This window comes from Clostridium sp. CTA-17, assembly GCF_054767895.1.
Map to the genome: position 1 here is coordinate 142281 of NZ_BAAABF010000002.1, position 24828 is coordinate 167108.

Annotated in this window: 16 protein-coding genes and 1 pseudogene; 14 read left to right on the forward strand and 3 right to left on the reverse strand. The window is 28.2% G+C overall.

Features of this window, described 5'->3' with window-relative positions; all coding sequences use genetic code 11:
• The first annotated feature begins 96 nt into the window (after nucleotides 1-96).
• The 5 genes from ACYUCG_RS04945 to ACYUCG_RS04965 all read left to right on the forward strand — a co-directional run bounded on the left by ACYUCG_RS04945 (nucleotide 97) and on the right by ACYUCG_RS04965 (nucleotide 11262).
• Complete coding sequence (locus ACYUCG_RS04945) at nucleotides 97-564, forward strand: PH domain-containing protein (RefSeq protein ID WP_060796035.1); 468 nt, start codon at nucleotides 97-99, stop codon at nucleotides 562-564.
• A 9-nt stretch (nucleotides 565-573) separates the two neighbouring features.
• Complete coding sequence (locus ACYUCG_RS04950; RefSeq protein ID WP_240298444.1) at nucleotides 574-1992, forward strand: PH domain-containing protein; 1419 nt, start codon at nucleotides 574-576, stop codon at nucleotides 1990-1992.
• 94 nt (nucleotides 1993-2086) lie between these two features.
• A complete protein-coding gene (locus ACYUCG_RS04955) occupies nucleotides 2087-4273 on the forward strand; it encodes a DNA topoisomerase III (RefSeq protein ID WP_415318821.1) in 2187 nt (728 codons plus the stop codon).
• A 246-nt stretch (nucleotides 4274-4519) separates the two neighbouring features.
• Nucleotides 4520-10018 carry a glycoside hydrolase domain-containing protein gene (locus ACYUCG_RS04960; RefSeq protein WP_460268229.1) on the forward strand — a complete coding sequence of 1833 codons (5499 nt, stop codon included), beginning with the start codon at nucleotides 4520-4522 and terminating at the stop codon, nucleotides 10016-10018.
• 281 nt (nucleotides 10019-10299) lie between these two features.
• Complete coding sequence (locus ACYUCG_RS04965; RefSeq protein WP_060796038.1) at nucleotides 10300-11262, forward strand: polysaccharide deacetylase family protein; 963 nt, start codon at nucleotides 10300-10302, stop codon at nucleotides 11260-11262.
• A 50-nt stretch (nucleotides 11263-11312) separates the two neighbouring features.
• Here the strand turns inward: ACYUCG_RS04965 and ACYUCG_RS04970 are convergent, their stop codons facing one another.
• Complete coding sequence (locus tag ACYUCG_RS04970; protein ID WP_283704573.1) at nucleotides 11313-12896, reverse strand: ABC-F family ATP-binding cassette domain-containing protein; 1584 nt, start codon at nucleotides 12894-12896, stop codon at nucleotides 11313-11315.
• A gap of 187 nt (nucleotides 12897-13083) precedes the next feature.
• Between ACYUCG_RS04970 and uraA the strand changes: the two genes are divergently transcribed.
• From uraA to ACYUCG_RS05010, 8 genes are all read left to right on the forward strand, one after another.
• Nucleotides 13084-14382 carry a uracil permease gene (gene uraA, locus ACYUCG_RS04975; RefSeq protein WP_415318819.1) on the forward strand — a complete coding sequence of 433 codons (1299 nt, stop codon included), beginning with the start codon at nucleotides 13084-13086 and terminating at the stop codon, nucleotides 14380-14382.
• Between the two features lie 425 nt (nucleotides 14383-14807).
• On the forward strand, nucleotides 14808-15821 hold the full coding sequence (locus tag ACYUCG_RS04980) for a 3D domain-containing protein (RefSeq protein ID WP_460268230.1): 1014 nt from the start codon (nucleotides 14808-14810) through the stop codon (nucleotides 15819-15821).
• 223 nt (nucleotides 15822-16044) lie between these two features.
• Nucleotides 16045-16332, forward strand: a complete 288-nt coding sequence (locus ACYUCG_RS04985; RefSeq protein WP_003455890.1) for a thiamine-binding protein — start codon at nucleotides 16045-16047, stop codon at nucleotides 16330-16332.
• A 95-nt stretch (nucleotides 16333-16427) separates the two neighbouring features.
• A complete protein-coding gene (locus tag ACYUCG_RS04990) occupies nucleotides 16428-17444 on the forward strand; it encodes an N-acetylmuramoyl-L-alanine amidase (protein ID WP_460268231.1) in 1017 nt (338 codons plus the stop codon).
• A gap of 273 nt (nucleotides 17445-17717) precedes the next feature.
• Nucleotides 17718-18428 carry a LytR/AlgR family response regulator transcription factor gene (locus ACYUCG_RS04995; RefSeq protein ID WP_139933574.1) on the forward strand — a complete coding sequence of 237 codons (711 nt, stop codon included), beginning with the start codon at nucleotides 17718-17720 and terminating at the stop codon, nucleotides 18426-18428.
• Nucleotides 18422-19747 (forward strand): ATP-binding protein, encoded by a 1326-nt coding sequence (locus ACYUCG_RS05000; RefSeq protein WP_139933573.1) that lies wholly within the window; start codon nucleotides 18422-18424, stop codon nucleotides 19745-19747. The genes ACYUCG_RS04995 and ACYUCG_RS05000 overlap by 7 nt, the downstream gene beginning before the upstream one ends.
• A gap of 169 nt (nucleotides 19748-19916) precedes the next feature.
• A complete protein-coding gene (locus ACYUCG_RS05005) occupies nucleotides 19917-20792 on the forward strand; it encodes a ComEC/Rec2 family competence protein (protein ID WP_460268232.1) in 876 nt (291 codons plus the stop codon).
• A gap of 323 nt (nucleotides 20793-21115) precedes the next feature.
• The gene (locus tag ACYUCG_RS05010) at nucleotides 21116-21619 is read left to right on the forward strand and encodes a QueT transporter family protein (protein ID WP_096516234.1); all 504 of its coding nucleotides are present in this window, start codon (nucleotides 21116-21118) and stop codon (nucleotides 21617-21619) included.
• A 205-nt stretch (nucleotides 21620-21824) separates the two neighbouring features.
• Here ACYUCG_RS05010 and ACYUCG_RS05015 read toward each other — a convergent pair whose 3' ends face one another.
• Both ACYUCG_RS05015 and ACYUCG_RS05020 read right to left on the reverse strand, forming a co-directional pair.
• On the reverse strand, nucleotides 21825-23177 hold the full coding sequence (locus ACYUCG_RS05015) for a DUF711 family protein (RefSeq protein ID WP_460268233.1): 1353 nt from the start codon (nucleotides 23175-23177) through the stop codon (nucleotides 21825-21827).
• 16 nt (nucleotides 23178-23193) lie between these two features.
• Nucleotides 23194-23463 (reverse strand): ACT domain-containing protein, encoded by a 270-nt coding sequence (locus ACYUCG_RS05020; RefSeq protein ID WP_003457144.1) that lies wholly within the window; start codon nucleotides 23461-23463, stop codon nucleotides 23194-23196.
• A gap of 198 nt (nucleotides 23464-23661) precedes the next feature.
• On the opposite strand from ACYUCG_RS05020, the pseudogene ACYUCG_RS05025 reads away from it, so the two are divergent.
• Nucleotides 23662-24525 (forward strand): annotated as a pseudogene (locus ACYUCG_RS05025) (tRNA 2-thiocytidine biosynthesis TtcA family protein); the annotation flags it as partial.
• Between the last annotated feature and the right edge of the window lie 303 nt (nucleotides 24526-24828).

The following is a 24828-nucleotide window of genomic DNA, read 5'->3' on the forward strand; positions in this document are numbered from 1 at the left end:
TGGTAAAATATTTAATACTAGGGAAAGTTTTAGTATGAGGAGGGTAGCCTATAAGAATGTTTTTCTTATAGGTTTTTTTTGTTAAAGGAGGAGTGAATGAAATATAAATTAAGTAAATTATTTATTATTAAATCTATTATTCTTAGATTTTTAATTTTTTCACTTTTATATTTGGTTTTAATGTTTGGGTTTTATAAATTAAAAATCTTTAGTAGCTTTAATCAATTAAATGAAGTTATAAATAATAATTTATGGATTTTACATTCATCAATTATAGTTATATTCATTATATCAGTAATAATATGCCCAATAATTAAATACTTCAAATGGTCTTATTTTATATTTAGCGATTTTATTGAAATTAGATATGGAGTGTTATTTAAAAGATATATATGTATAAAAAGAGATAATATAAAATACATAAATATATGTGAAAATCCAATAGATATGATTTTAAGGATAAAGAGTATAAATATTTATACTGCAGGAGGGAAAGTTGGGATTCCAGCAATTAATAAGGAGCAGGTAGAATTTTTCAATTATATAGTTCAGGAGAGAGTTTAGGGGTGAAAAATGAGTTTTTATAAAAAAAATCATTGGTGTAAAATTTTTATAACCTTTTTTAAGTTGATGAAAAATACTTGGCCAGTAATAATATTTTTAGCTTTGAAGTTCAATGATTATATTGTGGAAACAACGTCTATTTCTGTAGTGTTAATTTTAACTTTCTCTATAGTGAAATGGTTTAATACTAGTATTTTAATTGAAGAAAATTTTTTAATATATAGGGAAGGGGCTATACTTAAGGAGGAAATGGTAATTCCATTAAGGAGTATATCCCTAATAGAGCTTGAAAGAAATATAATTTATAGAATTTTTAAGATTAGAAGGATAAAGATTGATAGTGTATATCCGTCTTCAAAGAAAAATGCAGAAATAATAATGGTATTAAAAAAGAAAGATTTAGAATCACTTTATGGAAACCTAAGTTATAGGATGAGAAATTTAATACATGATGAAAGAGAAATAAATCAAACCTTAGTTTATAACATATCAGCTATTCATTTGATTTTACTTTCAATGCTTAGAAACAATATATTATTAGGAATAGGGGTTTTATATTCAAGCATACACTTTATGAGCAAGATATACAAGGGATTGAATCAAGAGTTAATCAGTTTTTTCAAGAATGTTATTGAGGAAAATGTAATATCTAGAAATACAATATTAGCAATATTTTTATCAGCACTTTTTTTATTTAGTATTTTATTATTAATAATATTGATATTTTCTGTCTTAGCAATATTATCTAAGTATTATAAGTTTACAATATATAGGAATAATAATTATTTAAAAGTTGAGTATGGCTTAATAACAAGAAGAAGTTATTCAATTCCAATGGAAAGCATACATGCAGTAAAAATAGAGCAAAATATTATAAATCAAATATTTAAGTTTTATACTATAAAATGCTGTGTAGTTGGATATGGAAATAGTATTAAGGAAGATGAACTTATATTTCCTTTATGCAATGAGAAAGGATATAGAGATATATTAAAAAATCTTATTCCAGAGTTTATATTTGATGGTAAAGTGTACAGGCCAGAAAAGAAAGATCTTAGAAGATTTTTTACAATTCCAATACAAGTTGCTTTATATTCTAGCATAGGATTTTTTTTGTTAACTGGTGAGATATGGTTACTTGTAATAAGCGTGCCTGTAGTCATTATTGATAGAACTTTGCTATATAAAAATACTAAAATAGGTTTTGGAAAGGATTTATATTATGTTAGCTATAAATCTCTTAATAGAAGACAAATTTTTATAAAAAGATCTAGCATGGAAGAAATAAGAGTAACATCAAATCCCCTTCAAATAAGAAAAAAGCTTGGTAATTTTAAGCTAAGATTTTATTCCCAAAAGAAACTTGATTGGATTAAACTAAAGAACTTAAAATTAGATATTTATGATGAGCTAAAGAAATGGGCCTAATAAAAATATAGGATTATTTGTTAAGTAAATATATTTAAGGTAGTATATTATTAGAGATATTGCGTATATGTAGTATCATGAAAGGATGATTTTATTGAAGAAATTAGTATTAGCAGAAAAACCTAGTGTAGGTAGAGAAATTGCCAAGGTTTTAAAATGCAATAATAATAAAGGAAGTTATATTGAAGGAAAGGATTATGTAATAACTTGGGCTTTAGGTCATTTAGTAGAATTACAATCTCCAGAAGATTATGATAACAAGCTTAAGACATGGTCTATGGAAACTCTTCCAATGCTTCCTAAGCATATGAAACTTAAGGTCATTAAAAAAGCAACTAAGCAATTTTATGAAGTTAAAAAGCAAATGGAAAGAAAAGATATAGATGAAATAATAATAGCTACAGATGCTGGAAGAGAAGGAGAACTTGTAGCGCGTTGGATAATAGAAAAAGCACATGTTAAAAAGCCTATAAAGAGACTTTGGATATCCTCTCAAACAGATAAAGCTATCTTAGATGGATTTAAAAATCTTAAACCAGGAGAAAATTACAATAACTTATATAAGGCTGCTCAGTGTAGAGCAGAGGCTGACTGGTTAGTTGGTTTAAATGTTACTAGGGCCTTAACATGTAAATATAATGCTCAGCTTTCAGCTGGAAGGGTTCAATCACCTACCTTAGCAATGATAGTTCAAAGAGAAGAGGATATTAAAAACTTTAAACCAAAAGAGTATAGTACTATTTTAATAGAAACAGATAAATGTAATTTCACATGGATAAATAAGGATAATAATTCAAGAATATTTAAAAATGATTTCAAAGAAAAAGTTGTTGCCAATTTAAATGAGAAGAAAATAGGAAAAATAATTAATATAAATGAAAGTAATAAAAAGAAATTTTCTCCTCAACTATATGATTTAACTGAGCTTCAAAGAGATTGTAATAAAATTTTTGGATATTCAGCAAAACAGACCCTTAATATAATGCAAAGGTTATATGAAAACCACAAACTTCTTACATATCCAAGAACAGATTCAAGATATATTTCAAAGGACATAGTTTCTACTATTCCAGATAGATTAAAAGCTGTAGCTACAGGAGAATTTAGAACTATAGCAAATGATTTATTAAAAAATCCTATAAAAGCAAACAAAAGTTTTGTAGATGATAATAAGGTTTCTGATCACCATGCTATAATTCCAACGGAGGAAAAAGGAAATCTAGCTAATTTAAGTTCTGATGAGAGAAGAGTTTATGAGCTTGTAGTTAAGAGATTTCTAAGTGTATTAATGCCTCCATTTGAATATATTCAAACAACTTTAACTGGTGAAGTTAATGGAGAAAAATTGATTGCAAAGGGAAAAGTAGTTAAATCTAAAGGATGGAAGAAGCTTTATGATAGGGAAGTTGATGATGAGGGAGAAGAGGATATAAAGGAACAAGAACTTCCTAAATTAAAAGAGGGAGATGAATTTAAAGTTCTTAAGGTTAATGTTAAAAAAGGAGAAACAAAACCACCAGCAAGATTTAATGAGGGAACTTTATTATCTGCTATGGAAAATCCTCAAAAATTTATATCAGTAGATAAATCTTCAGCAAAGACTTTAGGAGAAACTGGAGGATTAGGTACTGTTGCAACTAGAGCAGATATTATAGAAAAATTATTTAATTCCTTTGTAATAGAAAAGAGAGGAAAGGAAATAATTCCAACTTCTAAGGGAAAACAACTTATAGATTTAGTACCAAAGGATTTAAAGTCACCACTTTTAACAGCTAATTGGGAAGAGATGTTAGAGAGAATAAGTAAAGGAAAAGGTGATTCTAAGAAATTTATAAAAGATATAAGAAACTATACCGTTGCTTTAGTTGAGGATGTTAAGCTTGGAGAAAGTAAATTTCATCATGATAACTTAACAGGGAAAAAATGTCCTCAGTGTGGTAAGTATATGCTTGAGGTAAAAGGCAAAAATGGAACAATGAATGTTTGCCAAGATAGAGAGTGTGGATATAGAGAGAATATATCTAGAATAACTAATGCTAGATGTCCTGAGTGTAAGAAAAAGCTAGAGCTTAGGGGACATGGAGAAGGTAAAATATATGTTTGCCCAGGAGCAAATTGTAACTTTAGAGAAAAAGAATCTCAATTTAAGAAGAGATTTGAGAAAAATAACAAAACAAATAAAAGAGAAGTAAATAGAATAATGCAAAAGATGAAGAAGGAAGCAAATGAAGATGTAAATAATCCTTTTGCTGATCTTTTAAGTGGTCTTAAATTTGACTAATTAAATTTTAAGAACTGTATCAAAATATCTTAATTTTGATACAGCTCTTTTATTTTGTAAAGATTATTTATTTTAAATAATTTGAAATGAAGAATTTATAATAAACTGTTAATTTGTATTTAAAAAATTAACATAAATAAGTCCCATTAAAAGTATACATATAATGGGTAAAAATGATTTGAATTTTTTATATAAAAGGAGGGATATGTTTTATTTATTTTAAATTAGAGTTTTAGGAGGACATAAATGGGATTAAGAAAGAATTTAAAGAAAATAAGCAAGTGCTTGGGTGTTATGATGGCAGTAAACCTATTTTCAACTAGTGTTTTGGCTAGTACTTTTGATAAGGGAAATTTAGAGTATACAGGAAAAAAACATAGTAATTATATATTAAGTTATTCAGTAAAAGAAGATTTTTCTAATGGTTCAAAGGAATATATTGATATAAGTAAGGATATTAATAAAGTTGAAAGTTTAAAAGAAATGACTATTGTTGTAAAATTTAAAACCAATGTAAATAATGGTGCTAAAACTTTATTCAGCATATCAGATTCAAGAGATACTTCTAGTGAATTGGCTTTAACATTAACTGATGGAAAATTAAATGCTCATATAAGGGAAAATGATAAATTTTTATGTAATATAAAATCAACCAATCAATATGGTGATAATTCTTGGCACATAGGAATTATGTCCTTAGGGGATTCTGGAGTAAAGCTATATGTTGATGGTAATGAGGTAGCATCATCAGAGGAGCCTGTTAATGTTAATATGGTTACAGAGCTTAATTCTATGAATATAGGAAGAAATTTAGATAATAAAAGCGAAGGTGAATGGTATTTTGATGGAAACATAGATTATTTAGATATATATGATAAATACTTAAGCTTGGAAGAAGTAAAAGAACTAAGTAAACAAGAAGTGAAAATTGGATATGATATTCCTTTTGTAGATTTATCAAAAGATAATGATAGACAAGTCTTAGTTGACAAGGAAGAAAACGTTTATTTAGGGCATCCATCAACAGTTCTAATGGATGATAAAAAAACAATGTATGCTGTTTATCCAAAGGGACATGGTGTAGGACCGGTAGTTCTTAAGAAAAGCGAGGATGCAGGATTAACTTGGAGTGATAGATTAGAAACACCAGTAAGTTGGAATAATAGTGAGGAAACTCCTGTTATATATAAAATTAAGAAACCCGATGGAACAAGTAGAATTGAAATGATATCTGGAGTTCCAAGAAGCGAAGAGAAAGGTTTTAGAACTGCATATTCAGATGATGAAGGAAAAACATGGAGTGAATTCAAACATCATTTTCCTACAGGGAAATATGCAGGAATAGTTGCACATGCTAGTTTAACTCAACTTAAAGATCAAAATGGAGATATGGATAATAAGTGGATGGGGATTTTCCATGATTTTAGTTATAATAACTGGAAAACTTATTTAAGTTTTGATGAAAATGGAGAAGAAGTTTGGACAGAGCCAGTTAGGCTTTTAGAAGAGCATAACTCAATAGAAAAGGCTGCACAGTTATGTGAAATTGAAGTATTACGTTCTCCAGATGGAAATCAATTAGCTTTAATAGCTAGATCACAAGCTAAGAAAAATAATTCTATGATTGCATTTTCCAATGATGAAGGTGAAACTTGGACAGAGCCAGTAGAATTGCAAGGAGCTTTAATGGGAGAAAGACATCAGGCGACTTATGATCCTATATCAGGAAGACTACTAATAACTTTCAGAGAAATAATAAGAGATCCAAAAGGAACAGGAGATAAAAATGAATGGGTAGCTGGTGACTGGGTTGCTTGGGTAGGAACCTATGATGATTTAGTTCATAATAGGGAAGGACTATATAGAATAAGACTTATGGAAGACTTTACTCCTACTGAAAAATCTGGAGATTGTGGATATGCAGGAAATGAAGTTTTAGATGATGGTACCTTTGTATTAACTTCTTATGGATATTGGGAAGAAGGATATAATAAGCCATATATAAAAAGTTTAAGATTAAATTTAAATGAAATTGATGAAATAGTTGAGAATAGAGTAGGGCCTAAAGCTACAGATATTAAGGCTATAACTAAAGATGGAGTTTATGGCGTTGGTGATTCCATTGAGATTGAAGTTAATTTTGATAAAGAAGTTTATGTAAAAGGTAATCCTAAAATAGCTCTTAATGTGGGAAAAGAATCAGAAGGATTAGCTGAGTATACAAGTGGATCTGGAAGTAACAAACTTATTTTTAAATATATAGTTTCAGTAGGTGATAATAGTAAAGATTTAGATAATGCGTCTAATATAAGATTAAATGGAGGTAGTATTAAAGATAAATATGGAACAGATTGTAATATTACTTTAAGTGAAGGATTATTAGCTAAAACTTCAAATATTATTTTAGATCCTAATAAGATTCAAAGTATTTATGAATTTTCTAAAGGATTCTCAAATGAACAGGGTCAAGGGAATTGGTATTATAAAGAATTCTCTAATGGTGAATATAAAGATATGAATTACAATTCTAATTTAGATGGTGGTATATGGCAAGGAACTCATGAATGGAGTAGAATTTATAAACCTTCATCAATGCATCCAGGAACAAATCAAAATGCAGTTTTAGCTTTTAAAGCACCTAGAGATGGGAATATATTAATAGGTGGAAATGTCAGAAAGCTTTTGACAGGTGGAAATGGAGTAAATATTAGAGTTATGCAAAACAAGGATAAGATTTGGCCAGAATCTGAAGAGTGGAAAAAGTTAAATTTTAACGATACTAGCGGTTATAACTTAGATGTAATAACTACTGTAAAAGAAGGAGATTTTATTTATTTTGAGTTGAATGGAATAGAGAATAATATAGGTCAAGATAATACTCACTGGAATCCAGTTATCACTTATGTTGATTCTAATATAGAAAGTACTTTAAATGGATTTGTTGCAAGTAAGGATAAGCATTATTTCAAAGAAGATTATGAAAATATAATAACAGAATCTTCAAGTAAGGAGTTAAATCTTACTTCTTGGAAGGGAGAAAAGTTAAATTCTCAGTTAGTTTTGTGGACTGAATTTAAAGAAATGAAAGGAGTAAAGTTAGAAGTTTCTGATTTTATAAAGGAAAATGGATATACTATAGATTCTTCTGATTCTAATATTAATTTTATTGAGTATGTGAGAGCTGATAATAAATTAATACCTGATATATTAGATATAAATGAAGAAGAGCTTATTGAGAGAAGAAGTATTCAACCTTTATGGTTTTCATTAGACGTTCCAGAAGAGGCAGAAAGTGGACTTTATATTGGTACAATAAAAGCTAAAGCGGAATCTGGAGAAGAGGTTATTTTTGATGTTAATTTAGAAGTGTTAGATATGTCATTACCTAAACCAGAAGATTGGACATTTCATTTAGATATGTGGCAAAATCCATATTCTGTGGCTAGATATTTTGATGTACCATTATGGTCAGAGGAGCATATAAATTATTTAAAACCGCATTTAACTAGATTGAAGGATGCAGGTCAAAAGGTTATAACTACTACAGTTGTGAAGGACCCTTGGAATGGTCAAACTTATGATCCATATGAATCTATGGTTAAATGGACAAAAAGATCAAATGGAGCTTTTGAATTCAATTTTGATGATTTTGATAAGTACGTAGAACTTTGTATGGAAATAGGAATAGATGACCAAATAAATTGTTATAGCATGGTTCCTTGGGATAATAGAGTATATTACTATGATGAGACACAAGGAAAAGAAGTTTATGAAAAGTTGAATCCAGGAAGTGATACATGGAATGCTTATTGGGGGCAGTTTATAGAGGCTTTTGTTTCTCATCTTAAATCAAAGGGATGGGAGAATATGACGTATATTGCTATGGATGAAAGACCAGCTAATGTCATGAATCCAGTTTTTGAACTTTTAAAGGATACTCCTCTTAAAATATCTGGAGCTATGAACTATGGTAGTGTTAATCAAATATCTGATAAGGTTTCAGATATGTCTGTAGCAGTAAGAGAAGTTCATAATGAAGAAGAGTTTGCTAACTTTGCTAGAGAAAGAAGAGAAAAAGGACAAAATACAACCTTATATTTAGCTACTGGTGATTATCCAAATTTCTTCACATACTCTAATCCAGCAGAAAGTGCTTGGGTTGGATGGTATTCAGCTAAAACTGATATTGATGGATTTTTAAGATGGTCTTTTGACAACTGGGTTGAAAATCCTTTAGAAACAACTGATCATACAAGATTTGAATCAGGAGATTGTTTTATTGTTTATCCTGAAAGAAGTTCAGTAAGATTTGAAAGATTTAGAGAAGGAATTCAAGATAATGAAAAATTAAGAAGTATACTAAAAAATTATCCAGAGTGGAAAGTAGAAGTAGACAAGATTTTAGAGAATTTAGATAGAGGACATAAAATAGGTGATGGTGTAGACTTGGGATATGAGGTAAATGAAGCTAAGAAGTCATTAGAAAGTATTACTAGAAAGATTATAAATGGAGAGAAGCCATCAAAACCTAATACAAAACTAATCTCTAATGTAAATGGAAGTGTAGAAATTGGGGAAGAATTTGTATATGGATTAACTATTGACAAAGCTGTTGATATGAAAAATTTAAATATATTATTAACTTATGATAATGATGTTTTAGATTTAATGGGAGAATTAGTTGGAACAAATGGATTTAAGATAGTATCCTCTGAGGAAAAAGAACCAGGAAAAATAAGTGTAAAGCTTGAATTTTCAGAGGAAAACAAAGGATTTAATGGAAGTGGAAAGATTCTAGAGGGAAAATTCATTCCTAAGAAAAAAATCGAGTCAACTAATATTATAATAGAAAATATAAATATTTTAAGTGGAATACATGGAGAAGATATTCTAGATAATATTTCATCAACTTTAAAAGTTATTCCAAAAAATTTAGCTTTAAATAAACCTTCAACTGCAAGCTCCAATGAACCAAGTAGAGAAGCTAATAAAGGAAATGATGGAGATGAGAGTTCTAGATGGTGTGCATCAAGTGGAAATTCTAATCAATGGTGGCAAGTAGATTTAGGAGATATTTATTATATTGAAGGGATTAGCGTTAAATGGGAAAAAGAAGCTGCCTATGGGTTTTCAATATTAGTATCAGAAGATGGCCAATCATGGAAAGAAGTTTATAATAATTCAGACAATTTAGTTGCCAAACAATTAAGTGAAATTAATTTAGAAGAAAATAATGTAAGATATGTTAAGCTTCAAATTAATACTTTACCATCAAATAATATATGGGCATCCTTCTTCGAATTAAAGATATTTGGAGAAAAATCTGCTTTTGAAAGTGTTAAAAAAGAATTAGATATATTAATTAATGAAGGAAAGAATAAAGTTGAAAATTCTGTTGAAGGATTTGAAATAGGTAATTATCATAAAGGCAGTAAGAAAGTTTTACTAGAAAGTTTAAATGGTGCAGAGGATATTTATAATAACTCAAGTGATTCACAAGAAATTCTTAATTCAATAGATTCTTTAAAAAATGCTTTAGAGTTATTTAATAAGAGGATAATAGATGAATATACAGGAGATATAAACGAAGATAAAAAGTTGGATTTAGGAGATTTAGCAATTGCATCTAAATATTTGGGAACAGTTGATAATAGTAATAACTTAAGTATAAAATCAGACTTAAATTTAGATGGAGAAGTAAATAATTATGATATTGAGTTTATATCATATAAAATATTAAACTAATTATTTAAAAAGATGAAATTTAATTAAAAATAACTCTATTCATTTAATAACTTATTTACATTAAATAAGTAAAAAAGGATAGAGTTACTTTTTTATAAAATAATATAAATTTTTGTTTTGAGTATACTATTTGTATAAAGAAAATATGTTATTTAAAAACTTCATATTAACATTAAATAAAAATTACATAAAATAAAACTATTCTGTAATAAAAAGTTTACCATTTCAAGAGTGAAAAATTTGTATAATTAAATAGAATTAAGTTGTGTTTTGGAGGTATTATGAGTAAGGAGACTTTAAGCAAAAGAAAAAATAAAACTTTAAAGAAAAAATATATACGAAGAAGAATAGGGGTAGTATTACTTGCTATAGTTGCTTTGGTCTTTTTAGGGACAAGAATTGTTTTAAATAGTAAAGTAGAAGTAGCTAAGGGTAATACAGGTAATGAAAGTGAGAATAAAGAATTAGCAATGAAAGAAGCTACAGTTGAACTTCCACAATATAAGTCAACAGATATTGTTCCAGGTAGAAATGTTACTTTTGATGGTAAAAACTATGCTGTTAATGTAAAAGATGTTAGTAAAATGGTAGAGGGGTCTTATGAAGGAAATGAAAAATATGTTTTTCTTACCTTTGATGATGGACCAAGTCCACTTACAGAACAAGTTTTAGATATATTAAAAAATGAAAATGTAAAAGGAACTTTTTTTATGCTAGGTTCTAGATTAGACTCTGGACAAGCGCCTAAGGATAGTTTAAAAAGAGCAATAGAAGAAGGAAATGCTATTGCCAATCATAGTTATAGTCATAATTTTAAAAAGCTTTATCCAGGAAACATAACAGATGTTAATTATTTTATGGATGAATTTAAAAAAACAAATGATATAATGAGGGATGTTCTTGGTGTTGAGTTTGATACAAATGTTTTAAGAATGCCAGGAGGGTATAATAGTAGAGTATATTATAAGGATAGAAATTTAGAAGAGTTAAATAATAATTTAGAAAGTAATAGAATAGTAAGTATAGATTGGAATGCTTTAAATGGTGATGCAGAAGGAAAACCTTATACTTTAAATGAAATGATTGATTATGTAAAAAGAACATCAAAGGGAAAAAATCAAGTGGTTTTGCTTATGCATGATACTTTTGGAAAAGAAAAGACAGTAAAAATATTACCTGAAATAATAAAATACTATAAAGAAGAAGGGTATGAGTTTAAAACTATAAGTGATGCTAATGTATAAAATGAAGAGAGCATGTATTGAAATAAAAATTTCAACACACGCTCTTTTTATTATTTAGTCTCTAAATATTCATCATATGTGCAAGCTTTATCAAATTTAATTCCTTCTGGAGTTAATTCTATGATTCTGTTTGCTATAGTTTCAACAAATTGGTGGTCGTGACAAGCAAATAATAATACGCTCTTATAATCAGCTAAACCATTGTTTACTGCTGTTATTGATTCTAAGTCTAAGTGGTTAGTTGGTTGGTCTAAAGTTAAAACGTTAGCTGAGCTAAGCATTAATTTAGAAAGCATACATCTAACCTTTTCTCCTCCTGATAACACAGAAGCCTGTTTAAGAGCTTCTTCACCTGAGAATAACATTCTTCCTAAGAATCCTCTTAAGTAAGATTCAGATTTTTCATCAGAGAATTGTCTAAGCCAATCAACTAAGTTTAATTCGCAACCATCAAAGAATTCAGTATTATCTTTAGGGAAGTAAGCATTAGTTATAGTTACACCCCACTTATAATCTCCTGAATCTGGTTCCATTTCTCCATTTATTATTTTAAATAAAGTAGTTATTGATCTTTCATTTCCAACAAAGGCAATCTTATCATCTTTGTTAACTCTGAAACTTACATTGTCTAGAAGTTTAACTCCATCAACAGTTTTTGATATTCCATTAACCTCTAAAATGTCGTTTCCAACTTCTCTTTCAGGCTTAAATCCAACGAAAGGATACTTTCTGCTTGAAGGTTGAATATCATCTAAAGTAATCTTATCTAATAACTTCTTACGAGAAGTAGCTTGCTTAGATTTAGAAGCATTAGCACTGAATCTAGCAATGAAGTTTTGAAGTTCTTTAATTTTTTCTTCTTTTTTCTTGTTTTGGTCTTTAGCCATTTGAAGTGCAAGTTGACTTGATTCATACCAGAAATCATAGTTACCAACGTATAATTTGATTTTTCCAAAGTCAACATCACATATTTGTGTACAAACCATGTTTAAGAAATGTCTATCATGGGATACAACTATAACTGTACCTTCAAAGTTTCCTAAGAAGTTTTCAAGCCAAGTGATAGCTTTTATGTCTAAGTGGTTTGTAGGCTCGTCAAGGATAAGTACATCTGGCTTACCAAATAAAGCTTGAGCTAAAAGAACCTTAACTTTCTCATCACCTTTAAGTTCACCAACAGTGCTATAGTGAAGCTCAGTACCTATTCCTAAGCCTTGAAGTAATGAAGAAGCCTCTGATTCTGCTTCCCATCCATCTAAATCTGCAAATTCTGCTTCAAGTTCAGCAGCTTTTATTCCATCTTCATCAGAAAAATCAGGCTTTGCATATAAAGCATCTTTTTCTTCCATTATTTCAAATAATCTTGGATTTCCCATTATAACTGTTTTTAAAACTTCACAATCATCATATTGATAATGATCCTGTTTTAAAACAGAAACTCTAGTTTTAGCAGGAATTGAAACTTCTCCTGTATTAGGTTCTATTTCACCAGCTAATATTTTTAAAAATGTAGATTTACCAGCACCATTTGCGCCAATAACTCCATAGCAATTTCCAGGAGTAAACTTTAAGTTAACATCTTCAAAAAGTTTTCTTCCACCAAATCTTAAGCTTACATTATTTACTGTAATCATTAAGTTCTGTCCTTTCTTCTTTAAATTTTAATAATTTGTTAATGCAAAAAAACTATTTTTGTGCACATGAATACTTATTATAACATAAAATGCGACAAAAAAATATTGAATTATTATGAACGGTGTGCTATATTTTATATAAACTTTTAATTTAGACCTGAGAGTCTAGAAAAGGGAGGATAATAATATGTCAGAATCTGTACAAAATAAAGAGGTAGAACTACTAGAAGTTATAGGAGTAGAGGACAGCTTACCTCTAAAAAAAGCAATTCCTTTAAGTGTCCAACATTTATTTGCAATGTTTGGATCATCAGTCTTAGTACCAATTCTTTTAAATATTGATCCAGCAACGGTCTTATTCTTTAATGGAATAGGAACTTTATTATATGCTTTCATAACAAAAAGAAAAATTCCAGCATATTTAGGATCAAGTTTTGCATTTATATCACCAGTATTACTTTTAATGGGAGAAGGATATTCCTTCACTGAAGTACAAAGTGGATTTGTAGTATCAGGATTATTGTTTGCTACCATAGCAATCATTGTGGGTTTTGTAGGAACAGGATGGATTAGAAAATTATTTCCACCAGCTTCTATGGGAGCTATAGTAACAATAATAGGATTAGAGTTAGCACCAACAGCGGCAGATATGGCTGGTTTCCCAGTAGGCTTATCAAATTCTAAGGTTTTAAATCCAACATGGGTATTAGTTTCAATGATTACAATAATAACTGTAATTTTAGCTTCAGTATTATTAAGAGGATTTTTAAAGGTAATACCTATATTAATAGGTATAGTTACTGGATATTTAGTTAGTTGTTTTTTAGGACTAGTAGATTTTACACAAGTAAAAGAGGCAAGTCTTTTTGTAATACCTCAAATACATATAGCTAAACCAAGTTTAAATGCAATTTTAACAATTTTACCTGCAACCTTTGTAGTAGTTGCAGAGCATGTTGGTCATTTAGTAGTAACAAGTAGCATAGTTGGGAAAGATTTATCTAAAGATCCTGGACTTAATAGATCGCTTTTAGGAGATGGTTTATCAACTATGATATCTGGATTTTTTGGATCAGTGCCTACTACAACTTATGGTGAAAATATTGGAGTAATGGCATTAACAAAGGTTTATAGTTCCTACGTAATTTGTGGAGCTGGAGTTCTTTCTGTAATCTTGGGATTTTCAGGAACTTTATCAGCTTTAATAAGGAGTATACCAACACCAGTAATAGGGGGAGTTAGTTTACTTTTATTTGGTACTATAGCCACCTCAGGATTAAGAACTTTCATAGAAGAGAAAGTTGATTATTCAAAATCAAAAAACTTAATATTAACATCAGTTACAATGATAGTTGGTTTAAGTAATATAGCAGTAAGATTTGGTGCAATAGAAATTAAAGGAATGGGACTTGCTACTATAGTTGCTATGATTTTAAGTATATCATTTATGATATTTGATAAATTAGGTTTAATGAATGAAAAATAAATATTAATTAAAAAGCTAGATTCTATTAAGAGATTTAAATGAAAGATAAAGTATTAAATTTTTATGAAAGTTCCTTTGGATTTTAATAGAATTTAGCTTATTTTTTTCTAAAAAAGTCTTTAAAATCACCCTGTTAAATTGTCTGAATTTTTAATTAATAGCATAAAACTATGCATTATTTGAAGGAAGAAGAAGTATAGTAGAGCATTTATGGACATAAATAAGGTTTTTGCAGCCTATATCTAAGAATTTATAGAAATAGTAAGAATATGAGTAAAATAGCTTGTTTGATTAATAATTACAAATAGGTTACAATAAGTAATGTATTTTACTTAAAAAGTGTAAAATCCCTTCTGACATACAGAAAAGCGTATAACTTTCGCATGGAAGCGTAAAACTTTTACTTGCCAGAAGGAGGAGATAATATGGTAAATATTAAAAAGTTGTTTTCAAAGGAAAATAGAAATAAAACTTTAGCCTTAGGACTGACGGGGTTAGTTCTAGTTGGAGGAATAGTAGTATTTTCAATGAGAAAAACTCTTAACGTAGTAGTTAATGGAGAGAGAACGGAGATTGTTACCTATAAAGGTACAGTACAAGGGGCTTTACACGATAATGGAATAACATTAGCACCTAAAGACAAAGTAACACCTTCATTAGAAAGTAAAATATCAAAAAATGAAACAATCACTATAAACAAGGCCGTTAATGTAAAAGTAAAAACAGAAGATGGCGAAAAAGAGATTGTTAGTGCGGAAGATAATGTAGAGAATATGTTAAAATCAGAAGGAATATCTTTTGATAATGATGATAAGATACTACCAGACAAAAAAGAAAGTTTAAAAGATGGAATGAACGTTGAAGTGGTAAAGGTTGATGTAAAAAAAGTTACAGAAGTTCATCCTATAGAGTTTACAACAGAGGTTAAAAAGGATGAAAGTAAACCACAAACGTATACTGAAGTATTAAATGATGGACAAGATGGAGAGAAAAAAGTAACTCGTGAACTTGTTTATGAAAATGGAAAAGAAGTAAGTAATAACGTTATACAGGAACTAGTTGTAAAAGAGCCTGTTAATAAGGAAGTTGTTAAAGGTACAAAGGAAACTCAAACTTTAAGTAGAGGTGGAGAAAGCATAAACTTTAAGAAAAAACTTAGTGTTAAATCCACAGCTTATAATCATCCATTAGGTTCTGCAGAAGCATATACTGCGTCAGGAATGCATGTTTTAAGAGATCCAAATGGATATAGTACAATAGCAGTTGACCCGAGTGTAATTCCTTTAGGAACAAAATTATATGTTGAAGGATATGGATATGCTATTGCAGCTGATACAGGTGGTGCTATAAAAGGAAACAGGGTAGATCTTTTCTTTAACACAGAGGCAGAAGCATCTAACTGGGGCGTTAGAAACTTAGACGTTTATATATTAAATTAACTACGATGAAAGGACAGGCTTTAGGCCTGTCTTTTTATTTTAAATTTTTATTGAAGTAAGTTTTATATGCATATAAAATTTGAATTAAGATGGATTTAAAATATTAAATTGAATATTTATCTATATATTACTTATGATAAAATGAAATTATAAGCTTTAAAATAATAGTATTTTTATGTTTAAGGAATAAATTATAAATATTTTAAGATTAGGAGTGAAGAAAATGGATACTTGTAATGTTAGTTTACAAATACTTCCCTCAGTAGAGGATTCAAGGCTTTATGAAGTTGTTGATAAGGTTATTGAATATATAGAATCAACAGGAGTAAAGTTTGAGGTTGGTCCTATGGAAACTACCATGGAAGGAAAAATTGATGATTTGCTAGAAATTGTGAAAAAATCTCAAGAAATATGCATAGAAGAAGGTGCTGGAAGAGTTATATCAATAGTTAAAATTGATTATAAAAAAGGCGGAGTAACAATGGATGAAAAGGTTGGAAAGTATAGATAATATAAAGTTAAAAATAAATTTTTGAATAATGTAACTTAAGTTGCCTCTTTAAAATATTTATATAGTGAAAGAAAATATTTTCAGGAGGTATTTTTATGAAAATAGCAGTAAGAGGGGGACATAATTTTCAGGCAACAGGTTCTAGTGCTTTAATAGATGAAACTATTGAAAATAGAAAGGTTTATAAAGCTTTAATAAAATATTTAAGCATAGCAGGTCATAATGTTATAGATGTAACCCCAGGAGATTCTGATGTTAATACTGATTTATATCTAGGAGTTCAAAAGGCTGAAGATAATAATGTTGAATTATTTATATCAATACACTTTGATAAAGCTTATGATAGATATGAAGGGGCTTTAGGTACTGGAACCTGGATTTATGGTGCAGGTGGAAAAGCAGAGATATATGCTAAGAGAATAGTTGATAATGTTTCAAAGGGAACTGGACTTAAGAATAGAGGTGTTAAGACAAACCCTAAACTATATGAATTAAGAAAAACATCAATGCCAGCTGTTTTGGTGGAGGTTTGTTTTTGTGAAGCAACTGAGGATGTTAGGATATATAAGGAAAAGGGACCAGACATTATAGGAAAGTTAATTGCTGAAGCTATAAATGGAGATGAAATAGTAGGAGGAGATACAAGACCCGAAAATCCGGAAGGTTCTTTAAAAGAGAAATTTTTGAAATCAACTAATGCAAAGGCTATAGTTGATTTAGATCCAAGGGACAATCCAAGTAACTTATATAGAGATTTAGGAGAGATATATAAAGGTGAAAGAATAAGAGTTTTACCAGAAGTATGTGACAAAAAAAATTATTTGCCTATAATCTATTGGAAAGATACACCTAATACAGAATCTCAAAAGGTATGGGTTAATGCAAATCAGAATTATTTAAAAATAGATACTAATGCCACTGTTATAAATGTAGTTACAGAATTAGATGCTAGGTATACCAAATCTCAAACATCCAGTAAGATGGGCTATGTGAAAAATGGTGAAAGGCTTTATATTCATAAAATAGAAAATGGATATGCACTAGGAACTTACTTTGCAAGTGATGGCTATAAGACTGCTTGGTTTACAGCAAAATATATAAGTTTAGATTGATTTTTATAAGACCTAGTTTTCTAGGTCTTGTTTAATTCCTTAAGTTTTACATAAAAAGAAGAAAATTATATCTTATTAGTTACTTTATTTTAAAATTGTTTAAATTAGTTTTTTATAAGTAATAATTTATAGTTGTTTTTAGAAAAGTTTAAATTAAAAAAACTGATTATTAATTTTTAAGATTTCAAATTTGTTTTATAAAATTAAGCAATATATAATTAAATATGATAAAATTACATAAGAAAATATAAGGTGAAAAGGAGATTATTAGACATGTTTAGTATTGCATTGTGTGAAGATAATTCCTTACAAAGAGAAGAATTAAAAAATAATTTAAGTAAAGTTTTAGATGAAATAGGAATAGAGTATAAACTTTTAACCTTTGGGACAGGAGAGGATTTATTAAAGGAGTATCCAGAAAAATTGGACATACTTTTTTTAGATATTCAAATGGGTGAGTTAACAGGAATGGAGACCGCTAGAAAGGTTAGAGAATATGATGATAAAGTTGAAATTATATTTATAACTGCTCTATGGGATTATATTCAAAAAGGTTATGAAGTTCGTGCTTTTAGATATTTAATAAAGCCAGTTAAATTTAAGGAACTACAAGAGCAAGTTACAGCTTGTATAGAAAATATTTTACATAAAAGATATACATACATAACAATAAAAGATAAAAATAATGTTTTGAAGATTAGAACAGAAGATATACTTTTTCTTGAGACTTTTGAGAGAAAGGTAATAATACATACTAATTCTCAAGATTATATAGTAAAGATGAGTATGAATAAACTAGAAAAGGAACTTACTAATAAAGGTTTTTTTAGATGTCATACTAGTTATATTGTAAATTTAATAAAGATAGAAGAGATTAAAAAGGATTATCTGTTAATAAATAAATTTACTTTGCCTGTAAGTAAGCATAGAATGAAAAATTTAAAATTAAGGTTAACTAGCCTTTTAGGGGATTTAATATGTTAATGAATCAAATATTTTGGGATTTCATGGAAAATGCTTCCATGATTATAGAATGGATAAGTTTTTATTTAATTATAAGTCAATTTAGCACTAAGAAAAGAAAAAATAAACAAGAAATTTATTCTTTCATTGGAGTAATAATTTTTTCTAGCTTGTTAAAAGTTCTAAATGTATATCCAAATGAAAGAATAGTAATATGTTTTTTTATAGGTTTAGTATATTATAAATTTAATTTTAAAGTAAACAATATAAAATCTATTATGATTTCATTGATATTTTGGTTATTTATGCTTACAGTAGAAGCTCTATCTATTTCTTTTATAGTAAAAATAAATAGTTTAGTTAGTGTATCGGAGCTTTTAGGTAAAAATATCTATAGGATTGAAACTATGATCTTATCAAAGGTTATTTTAATATCATTAATAATGGTAGTTAGATGTTTAAAGTTGCGCGTAGATATTGGAAAGGGAGATTTTATTTATATTCTTACTCCTATAGCTACTAATATAATTATTATTTTAGTTATATTTGGATATGCTTTTAAAGGGGGAAGAGAGGATTTGGGAGAAAATGTATCCATCTTCTTTGTTTCAATATTATTGTTATTATCTAATATGTCCTTAATGTTTATTGTTAGTAAAATAATAAAAAATAACAAATTAAAATTAGAAAATGAATTTATAAAGGACAAGTTAGAAATGGAATATAAATATTATTCTAATTTAAAAGATAATCAAGAAAAAGTAAAGAGACTTTATCATGATATTAAAAATCACATAGCCTGTATTGAAGGAAATAATAAAGAAACAGATATAAGAAAAAAATATATAGATAGTCTTAATTCAGAGATAGACAAGCTGAACTTAGGATTTAATACAGGAAATGAAGTGTTAGATGTAATATTAAATAATAAGAGAGAAAAATGTGTAGAGAATAATATTTCTTTAAAGGTTTTTATAGATTTTTCAAAGGTTAATTTTATTGAATACTTTGATATCTGCACAATTTTCTCTAATTGTATTGATAATGCTATTGAAGCTTGTAAAAAGATTAAAGATAATCATAATAGATACATAAGTTTAAAAGGTAATTGTGTAAATAATTTTTATGTTATTAAAATCGAGAATTCTAAAACAAATAAAATAAAAAAGTTAAATGGAGATTTTTTAACTGATAAAAAAGATAAGTTTTTACATGGTATTGGCCTTAAAAATATAAGACTCGCTTTAGAAAAATATAATGGAGAAATAATTATAGAACCTTTAGATGACAAATTCATATTAAAAATGCTTATTCCTATAAATCAAGAAAAAGAAGCCTAGATAAAAAAATCTATGCTTCTTTTTGTTATTTATATATTTGTTGACTATATTTATAATTATATTATATTTATGTTAAATTTAGAAGGGGTATATTTCTTATAAAAATATTTTAAATTACAAAATAATTAAAAATGTGTTAATATTAAAAAAAAGGATTTTTGGAGGAAAAATGTTTAAAAAAATATTAGCAATAATAAGTACAGTTACAGTTTTAAGCTTTGCAGGATGTGGAGCTCAAAAAAATAATATTAATAAAGGATCTAACAATACTGAATATAGTGGAATGAGTGTTACATATTTAAATGTTGGACAAGGTGATAGTGAGTTAATTCAAGTAAATGGAATTAATATGTTAATTGATGCAGGAACTAATGCAGGAGCTAACGATTTAGTTAAAGATTTAAAAAATAGAGGTATAAAAACTATAGATATAGCCATAGCAACTCATCCTCATGAAGATCATATAGGGGGGATGGATGAAGTTTTAGAAAGTTTTGATGTTAAATCTTTTTATGCTCCTAAAGTAGCACATACAACAAAAACTTATGAAAATATGTTAAAGGCAGTAAAAAATGAAGGATTAAAAATAAAACAGATAAAAGAAGGAACAAAGATTGATTTAGGAAAGGATACACAGGTTGAGGTTTATTCACCAGTTAAATCTGAGTATGAAGAATTAAATAACTATTCACCAGTAATGAAAATATCTTATGGACAAAATTCCTTTATGTTTACTGGAGATGCAGAAACTTTAGTAGAAAAAGAAATTTTAAGTGAAAATAAGAACTTAAAGGCTGATGTACTTAAGTTAGGACATCATGGATCACATTCATCAACTAGTGAAGCCTTTTTAAAAGCTGTTGATCCAAGTATTGCCATAGTTTCTTGTGCTAAAGATAATAAATATGGTCATCCTCATAAAGAAACTATGAATAATCTTAAAAAAGCAGGTGTAACAGTTTATGAAACTTTCAGAGATGGTGATATAACAATAAGTTCTAATGGTAAAAAATTAGATGTAAAGCTACATAGTGAAAATAAATAAAAGTTAAATTATTAAAGCTTACATTGATTTTTAAGAATATATATTATATAATGACTAGGAAAAATAATATGTAGACAGTTCGAAAGCCTCCTGTCTTTAAATAAAACTACGGTGTTTTAAGTATCATTATATAATTTTTTATATAAGATTTATTTTGTGTGCTTTTAACCGTAGAATTTTTCTACGGTTTTTTTATTTGCAACTATTTTTAGCTTTAAATATATTGTTTTAAATTAAGAATAATATATTTAGGGTTTTATTTACCTTTCTTAAAACATCTTAGTTAGGAGTCTTTGAGAATATGTATGTTTTAAGGAGGAAATATGACAGATAAAAATATAAAAAGAATAGTTATATCAGCACTTATTGCGGCTTTATATGCAACCTTAACAATAGCTTTAGCTCCTATAAGTTATTTAGGGGTACAATTTAGAATATCAGAAATCATGGTTCTTTTAGCCTTTTATAAAAAAGATTATATAGTAGGATTGACCCTAGGATGTTTCATAGCAAATATATTAGGACCTAATGGTACTATTGATGTTATTTTAGGAACCTTTGCAACGTTTATAAGTGTTTGGGGAATTTATTTAACTGGTAAATATATAAAAGGAAAGAAATCTATATGGATTGCCTCAATTTGGCCAACAATCTTTAATGGTATTATAATAGGTTGGATGCTTAATTATGTTTATGGACTACCTTTAGTTTTATCAATGGGACAGGTTGCCTTAGGTGAATTTGTTATAATAACAATAATAGGAGTTCCTGTATTTAATTTTATAAATAAAAAATATTTTGGTAAATTAAATATTATAACAAGATAATTTTATTAATATATAAATAATTTATTTTATAAAAACTAATAATAAACCTTACAAATTATATCAAGGAATAACTAGATAAGTTTTAGAATTTAAATTCTTAGTAAAACTTAGTAATTCTTAAAGGAGTTTGTAAGGTTTATTTAAGTTTTATAAGCTTATTTATAAATTTTAATTTATCTATAAATAATTAAGTGAAATATATTTATTAATTTTTTAAAGAGTGAACAGGGGCTGGAATTCTTCCACCTCTAGAGATAAAGTCATCACAATTGCCCGGTGAAACTCTCATAATAGGAGCAGAGCCTAAAAGTCCACCAAACTCAACCATATCTCCAACATCTTTATTAGGTACAGGAATTATTCTAACAGCTGTGGTTTTATTATTTATCATTCCTATGGCTGCTTCATCAGCAATTATTCCTGATATTGTAGATGCTGAAGTTTTACCAGGAATAGCTATCATGTCTAAACCAACAGAACAAACACAAGTCATAGCTTCTAACTTTTCAATAGTTAAAAATCCATTTTTACTTTGTTCTATCATGCATTCATCCTCTGAAACAGGAATAAATGCACCACTTAATCCACCAACATAGGAAGAGGCCATAAGTCCTCCTTTTTTTACTGCGTCATTTAATAGAGCTAGGGCAGCAGTTGTTCCATGAGTTCCACAATTTGAAAGTCCCATTTCCTCTAAGACTCTTCCAACTGAATCACCAACGGCAGGAGTAGGAGCAAGAGAAAGATCAACAATACCAAAAGGAATATCCATAAGTTTAGAAGCTTCCTTAGCTACTAGTTGTCCCATTCTAGTAACCTTAAAAGAAGTTTTCTTTATGGTCTCAGCAACTTCTTCAAAGCTTTTTCCACGAACTTCTTCTAAAGCTTTCTTTACAACACCCGGTCCACTAACACCTACATTTATAACTTTTTCAGCCTCACCAACGCCATGGAAAGCTCCAGCCATAAAAGGATTGTCTTCTACGGCATTACAAAAGACAACAAGCTTTGCACATCCAAATCCATCTGGAGTGATTAAAGAAGTTTCTTTTATAGTTTCTCCCATAAGTTTTACAGCATCCATATTTACACCATATCTAGTAGAGCCAATATTAACAGAGGAACATACTATATCAGTATTAGCTAGGGATTCCGGTAAGGATTTTATAAGTTTTAAATCGCTCTTTGTAAATCCTTTATGTACTAGGGCAGAAAATCCTCCAATAAAATCTACACCAACTTCCTTTGCAGCCTTGTCCATTGCCTTAGCAATATCTAAATAGGAATTACAATTACAAGAAGCAGCTACTATGGATATAGGAGTAACTGAAATTCTTTTATTTATTATAGGAATTCCAAAACGTTTTTCTATGTCTTCACCAGTTTTAACTAGATTTTCAGCAGTTTTTGTTATTTTGTCATATATTTTTTCACTTAAAACTTTAACATCTTCACAAGCACAATCCATTAAAGATAATCCTAAAGTTATAGTTCTTACATCTAAGTTTTGTTCTTTAATCATACTTATAGTTTCTAAAATCTCATTATTCTTTAACATACCATCAAACTCCTAATTAAATTCTATGCATTGAATTAAATATATCTTCATGTTGAACGGATATATCTAGTGAATTTTTTAAAGAAAACTCTTTGAAAATTTCTTTTAGAGAAGAAATATCCTTAGTTGAATTTGATATATCTGTTAGCATTATCATGGTAAAATAACCATCCATAATTGTTTGGCTTATGTTTAGTATATTTACATTATTTTCATTCAATATACCAGATACACCATGGATTATTCCAACCTTATCTTTTCCAACAACGGTAATAACAGCATTCATATAAAAACCTCCCAATATATAAAAATTATTTATAAACAATTATACATCAAATAATACTTGATTTGTTTAATTTTGGATGAGTTCTTAAATAAATTTAGTTAAATAGGAGGAGGATTTAATTAAGTACCATTTTATAAAGACAAAAAGAGATAAAATTGTTATAATAACAAAAGAGTTTTATATAGTGAGGTGATTAGAATGAGTGGTGTAGCAGGAGAAGGATGCGAGATTTTAGTACCATTTAATGAGAGAAGACCTTTAGCTGAGATAGAGAGAAGTTTAGTTAAAACATATAGAAAACAAGTTTGGTCAAAATTTATAAAAGCTATAAAGGATTATAAATTAGTAGAAGAAGGAGATAAGATAGCTATTGCTATTTCTGGAGGAAAAGATTCTTTAATAATGGCAAAGCTTTTTCAAGAGTTAAAAAAACATGGTCAAATAAACTTTGAACTTGTGTTTTTAGCTATGGATCCAGGATATCATCCTCAAATCAGAGAATTACTTGAGGATAATTGCAAATACTTAGATATACCAGTACATATTTATGATTCAGGAATATTCCAAGTTGTAGACAAAATAGCTAAGGATTATCCATGTTATATGTGTGCAAGAATGAGAAGAGGATCATTATATGGTAAGGCAAAGGAACTTGGATGTAATAAGTTAGCCTTAGGACATCACTTTAATGATGTTATAGAAACAACAATGCTTAATGTTTTATATGCAGGTAACTTTAAAACCATGTTACCAAAATTAAAAGCTGCTAATTTTGATGGAATAGAGCTTATAAGACCTCTATATTATATAGAAGAAAAATATATAAAAAGATGGATTCAAAGAGCTGGAATATGGCCATTAAACTGTGCATGTATGGTAGCTGCTAAAAAAATAGGTAATAAGCGTTTTGAAATTAAAGATATGATTGAAGAGTTTAAAGAAAAGTTTGATGGAGTAGATAAATCAATATTTAGAGCAGCACAAAATGTAAGTGTAGATTCTATTTTAGGATGGGATATTGATGGAGAACATTATTCTTATTTAGACTTTTATGATGAAGAATCCTTATTAAATTCAACAGCTGAGTTAAAGCAAAAAGGATTAGTAAATGAAGCTGTTGCCTATGAAAGACAAAACATAGCTAGAAACCTTATAGGACTATTAGATGATGAAGTAATAGCTGAAAAAACAGGATTATCTTTAAAAGAAATAAAAAGTATGCAAATAGATAATTAAAAAATGGGATGTATTAAGACAAAAAGATAAAACTTATAAATGAGTTTTTACAATTATTGAATTTATAATTGTAAAATTATAATAGGTTATATTATAAAGCGACTTTAGATAATATCTTTATAATATTTA

Excerpts from the sequence above, each read along its gene's own strand:
- ACYUCG_RS04990 (WP_460268231.1), top strand. The coding sequence starts at position 16,428 with ATGAAAATAGCAGTAAGAGGGGGACATAATTTTCAGGCAACAGGTTCT.
- ACYUCG_RS05020 (WP_003457144.1), bottom strand. The coding sequence starts at position 23,463 with ATGAATGCTGTTATTACCGTTGTTGGAAAAGATAAGGTTGGAATAATC.
- ACYUCG_RS04985 (WP_003455890.1), top strand. The coding sequence starts at position 16,045 with ATGGATACTTGTAATGTTAGTTTACAAATACTTCCCTCAGTAGAGGAT.
- ACYUCG_RS04980 (WP_460268230.1), top strand. The coding sequence starts at position 14,808 with ATGGTAAATATTAAAAAGTTGTTTTCAAAGGAAAATAGAAATAAAACT.
- ACYUCG_RS05015 (WP_460268233.1), bottom strand. The coding sequence starts at position 23,177 with ATGTTAAAGAATAATGAGATTTTAGAAACTATAAGTATGATTAAAGAA.
- ACYUCG_RS05010 (WP_096516234.1), top strand. The coding sequence starts at position 21,116 with ATGACAGATAAAAATATAAAAAGAATAGTTATATCAGCACTTATTGCG.
- ACYUCG_RS04995 (WP_139933574.1), top strand. The coding sequence starts at position 17,718 with ATGTTTAGTATTGCATTGTGTGAAGATAATTCCTTACAAAGAGAAGAA.
- ACYUCG_RS05000 (WP_139933573.1), top strand. The coding sequence starts at position 18,422 with ATGTTAATGAATCAAATATTTTGGGATTTCATGGAAAATGCTTCCATG.
- ACYUCG_RS04950 (WP_240298444.1), top strand. The coding sequence starts at position 574 with ATGAGTTTTTATAAAAAAAATCATTGGTGTAAAATTTTTATAACCTTT.
- ACYUCG_RS04970 (WP_283704573.1), bottom strand. The coding sequence starts at position 12,896 with ATGATTACAGTAAATAATGTAAGCTTAAGATTTGGTGGAAGAAAACTT.
- ACYUCG_RS04960 (WP_460268229.1), top strand. The coding sequence starts at position 4,520 with ATGGGATTAAGAAAGAATTTAAAGAAAATAAGCAAGTGCTTGGGTGTT.
- uraA (WP_415318819.1), top strand. The coding sequence starts at position 13,084 with ATGTCAGAATCTGTACAAAATAAAGAGGTAGAACTACTAGAAGTTATA.
- ACYUCG_RS05005 (WP_460268232.1), top strand. The coding sequence starts at position 19,917 with ATGTTTAAAAAAATATTAGCAATAATAAGTACAGTTACAGTTTTAAGC.
- ACYUCG_RS04965 (WP_060796038.1), top strand. The coding sequence starts at position 10,300 with ATGAGTAAGGAGACTTTAAGCAAAAGAAAAAATAAAACTTTAAAGAAA.
- ACYUCG_RS04945 (WP_060796035.1), top strand. The coding sequence starts at position 97 with ATGAAATATAAATTAAGTAAATTATTTATTATTAAATCTATTATTCTT.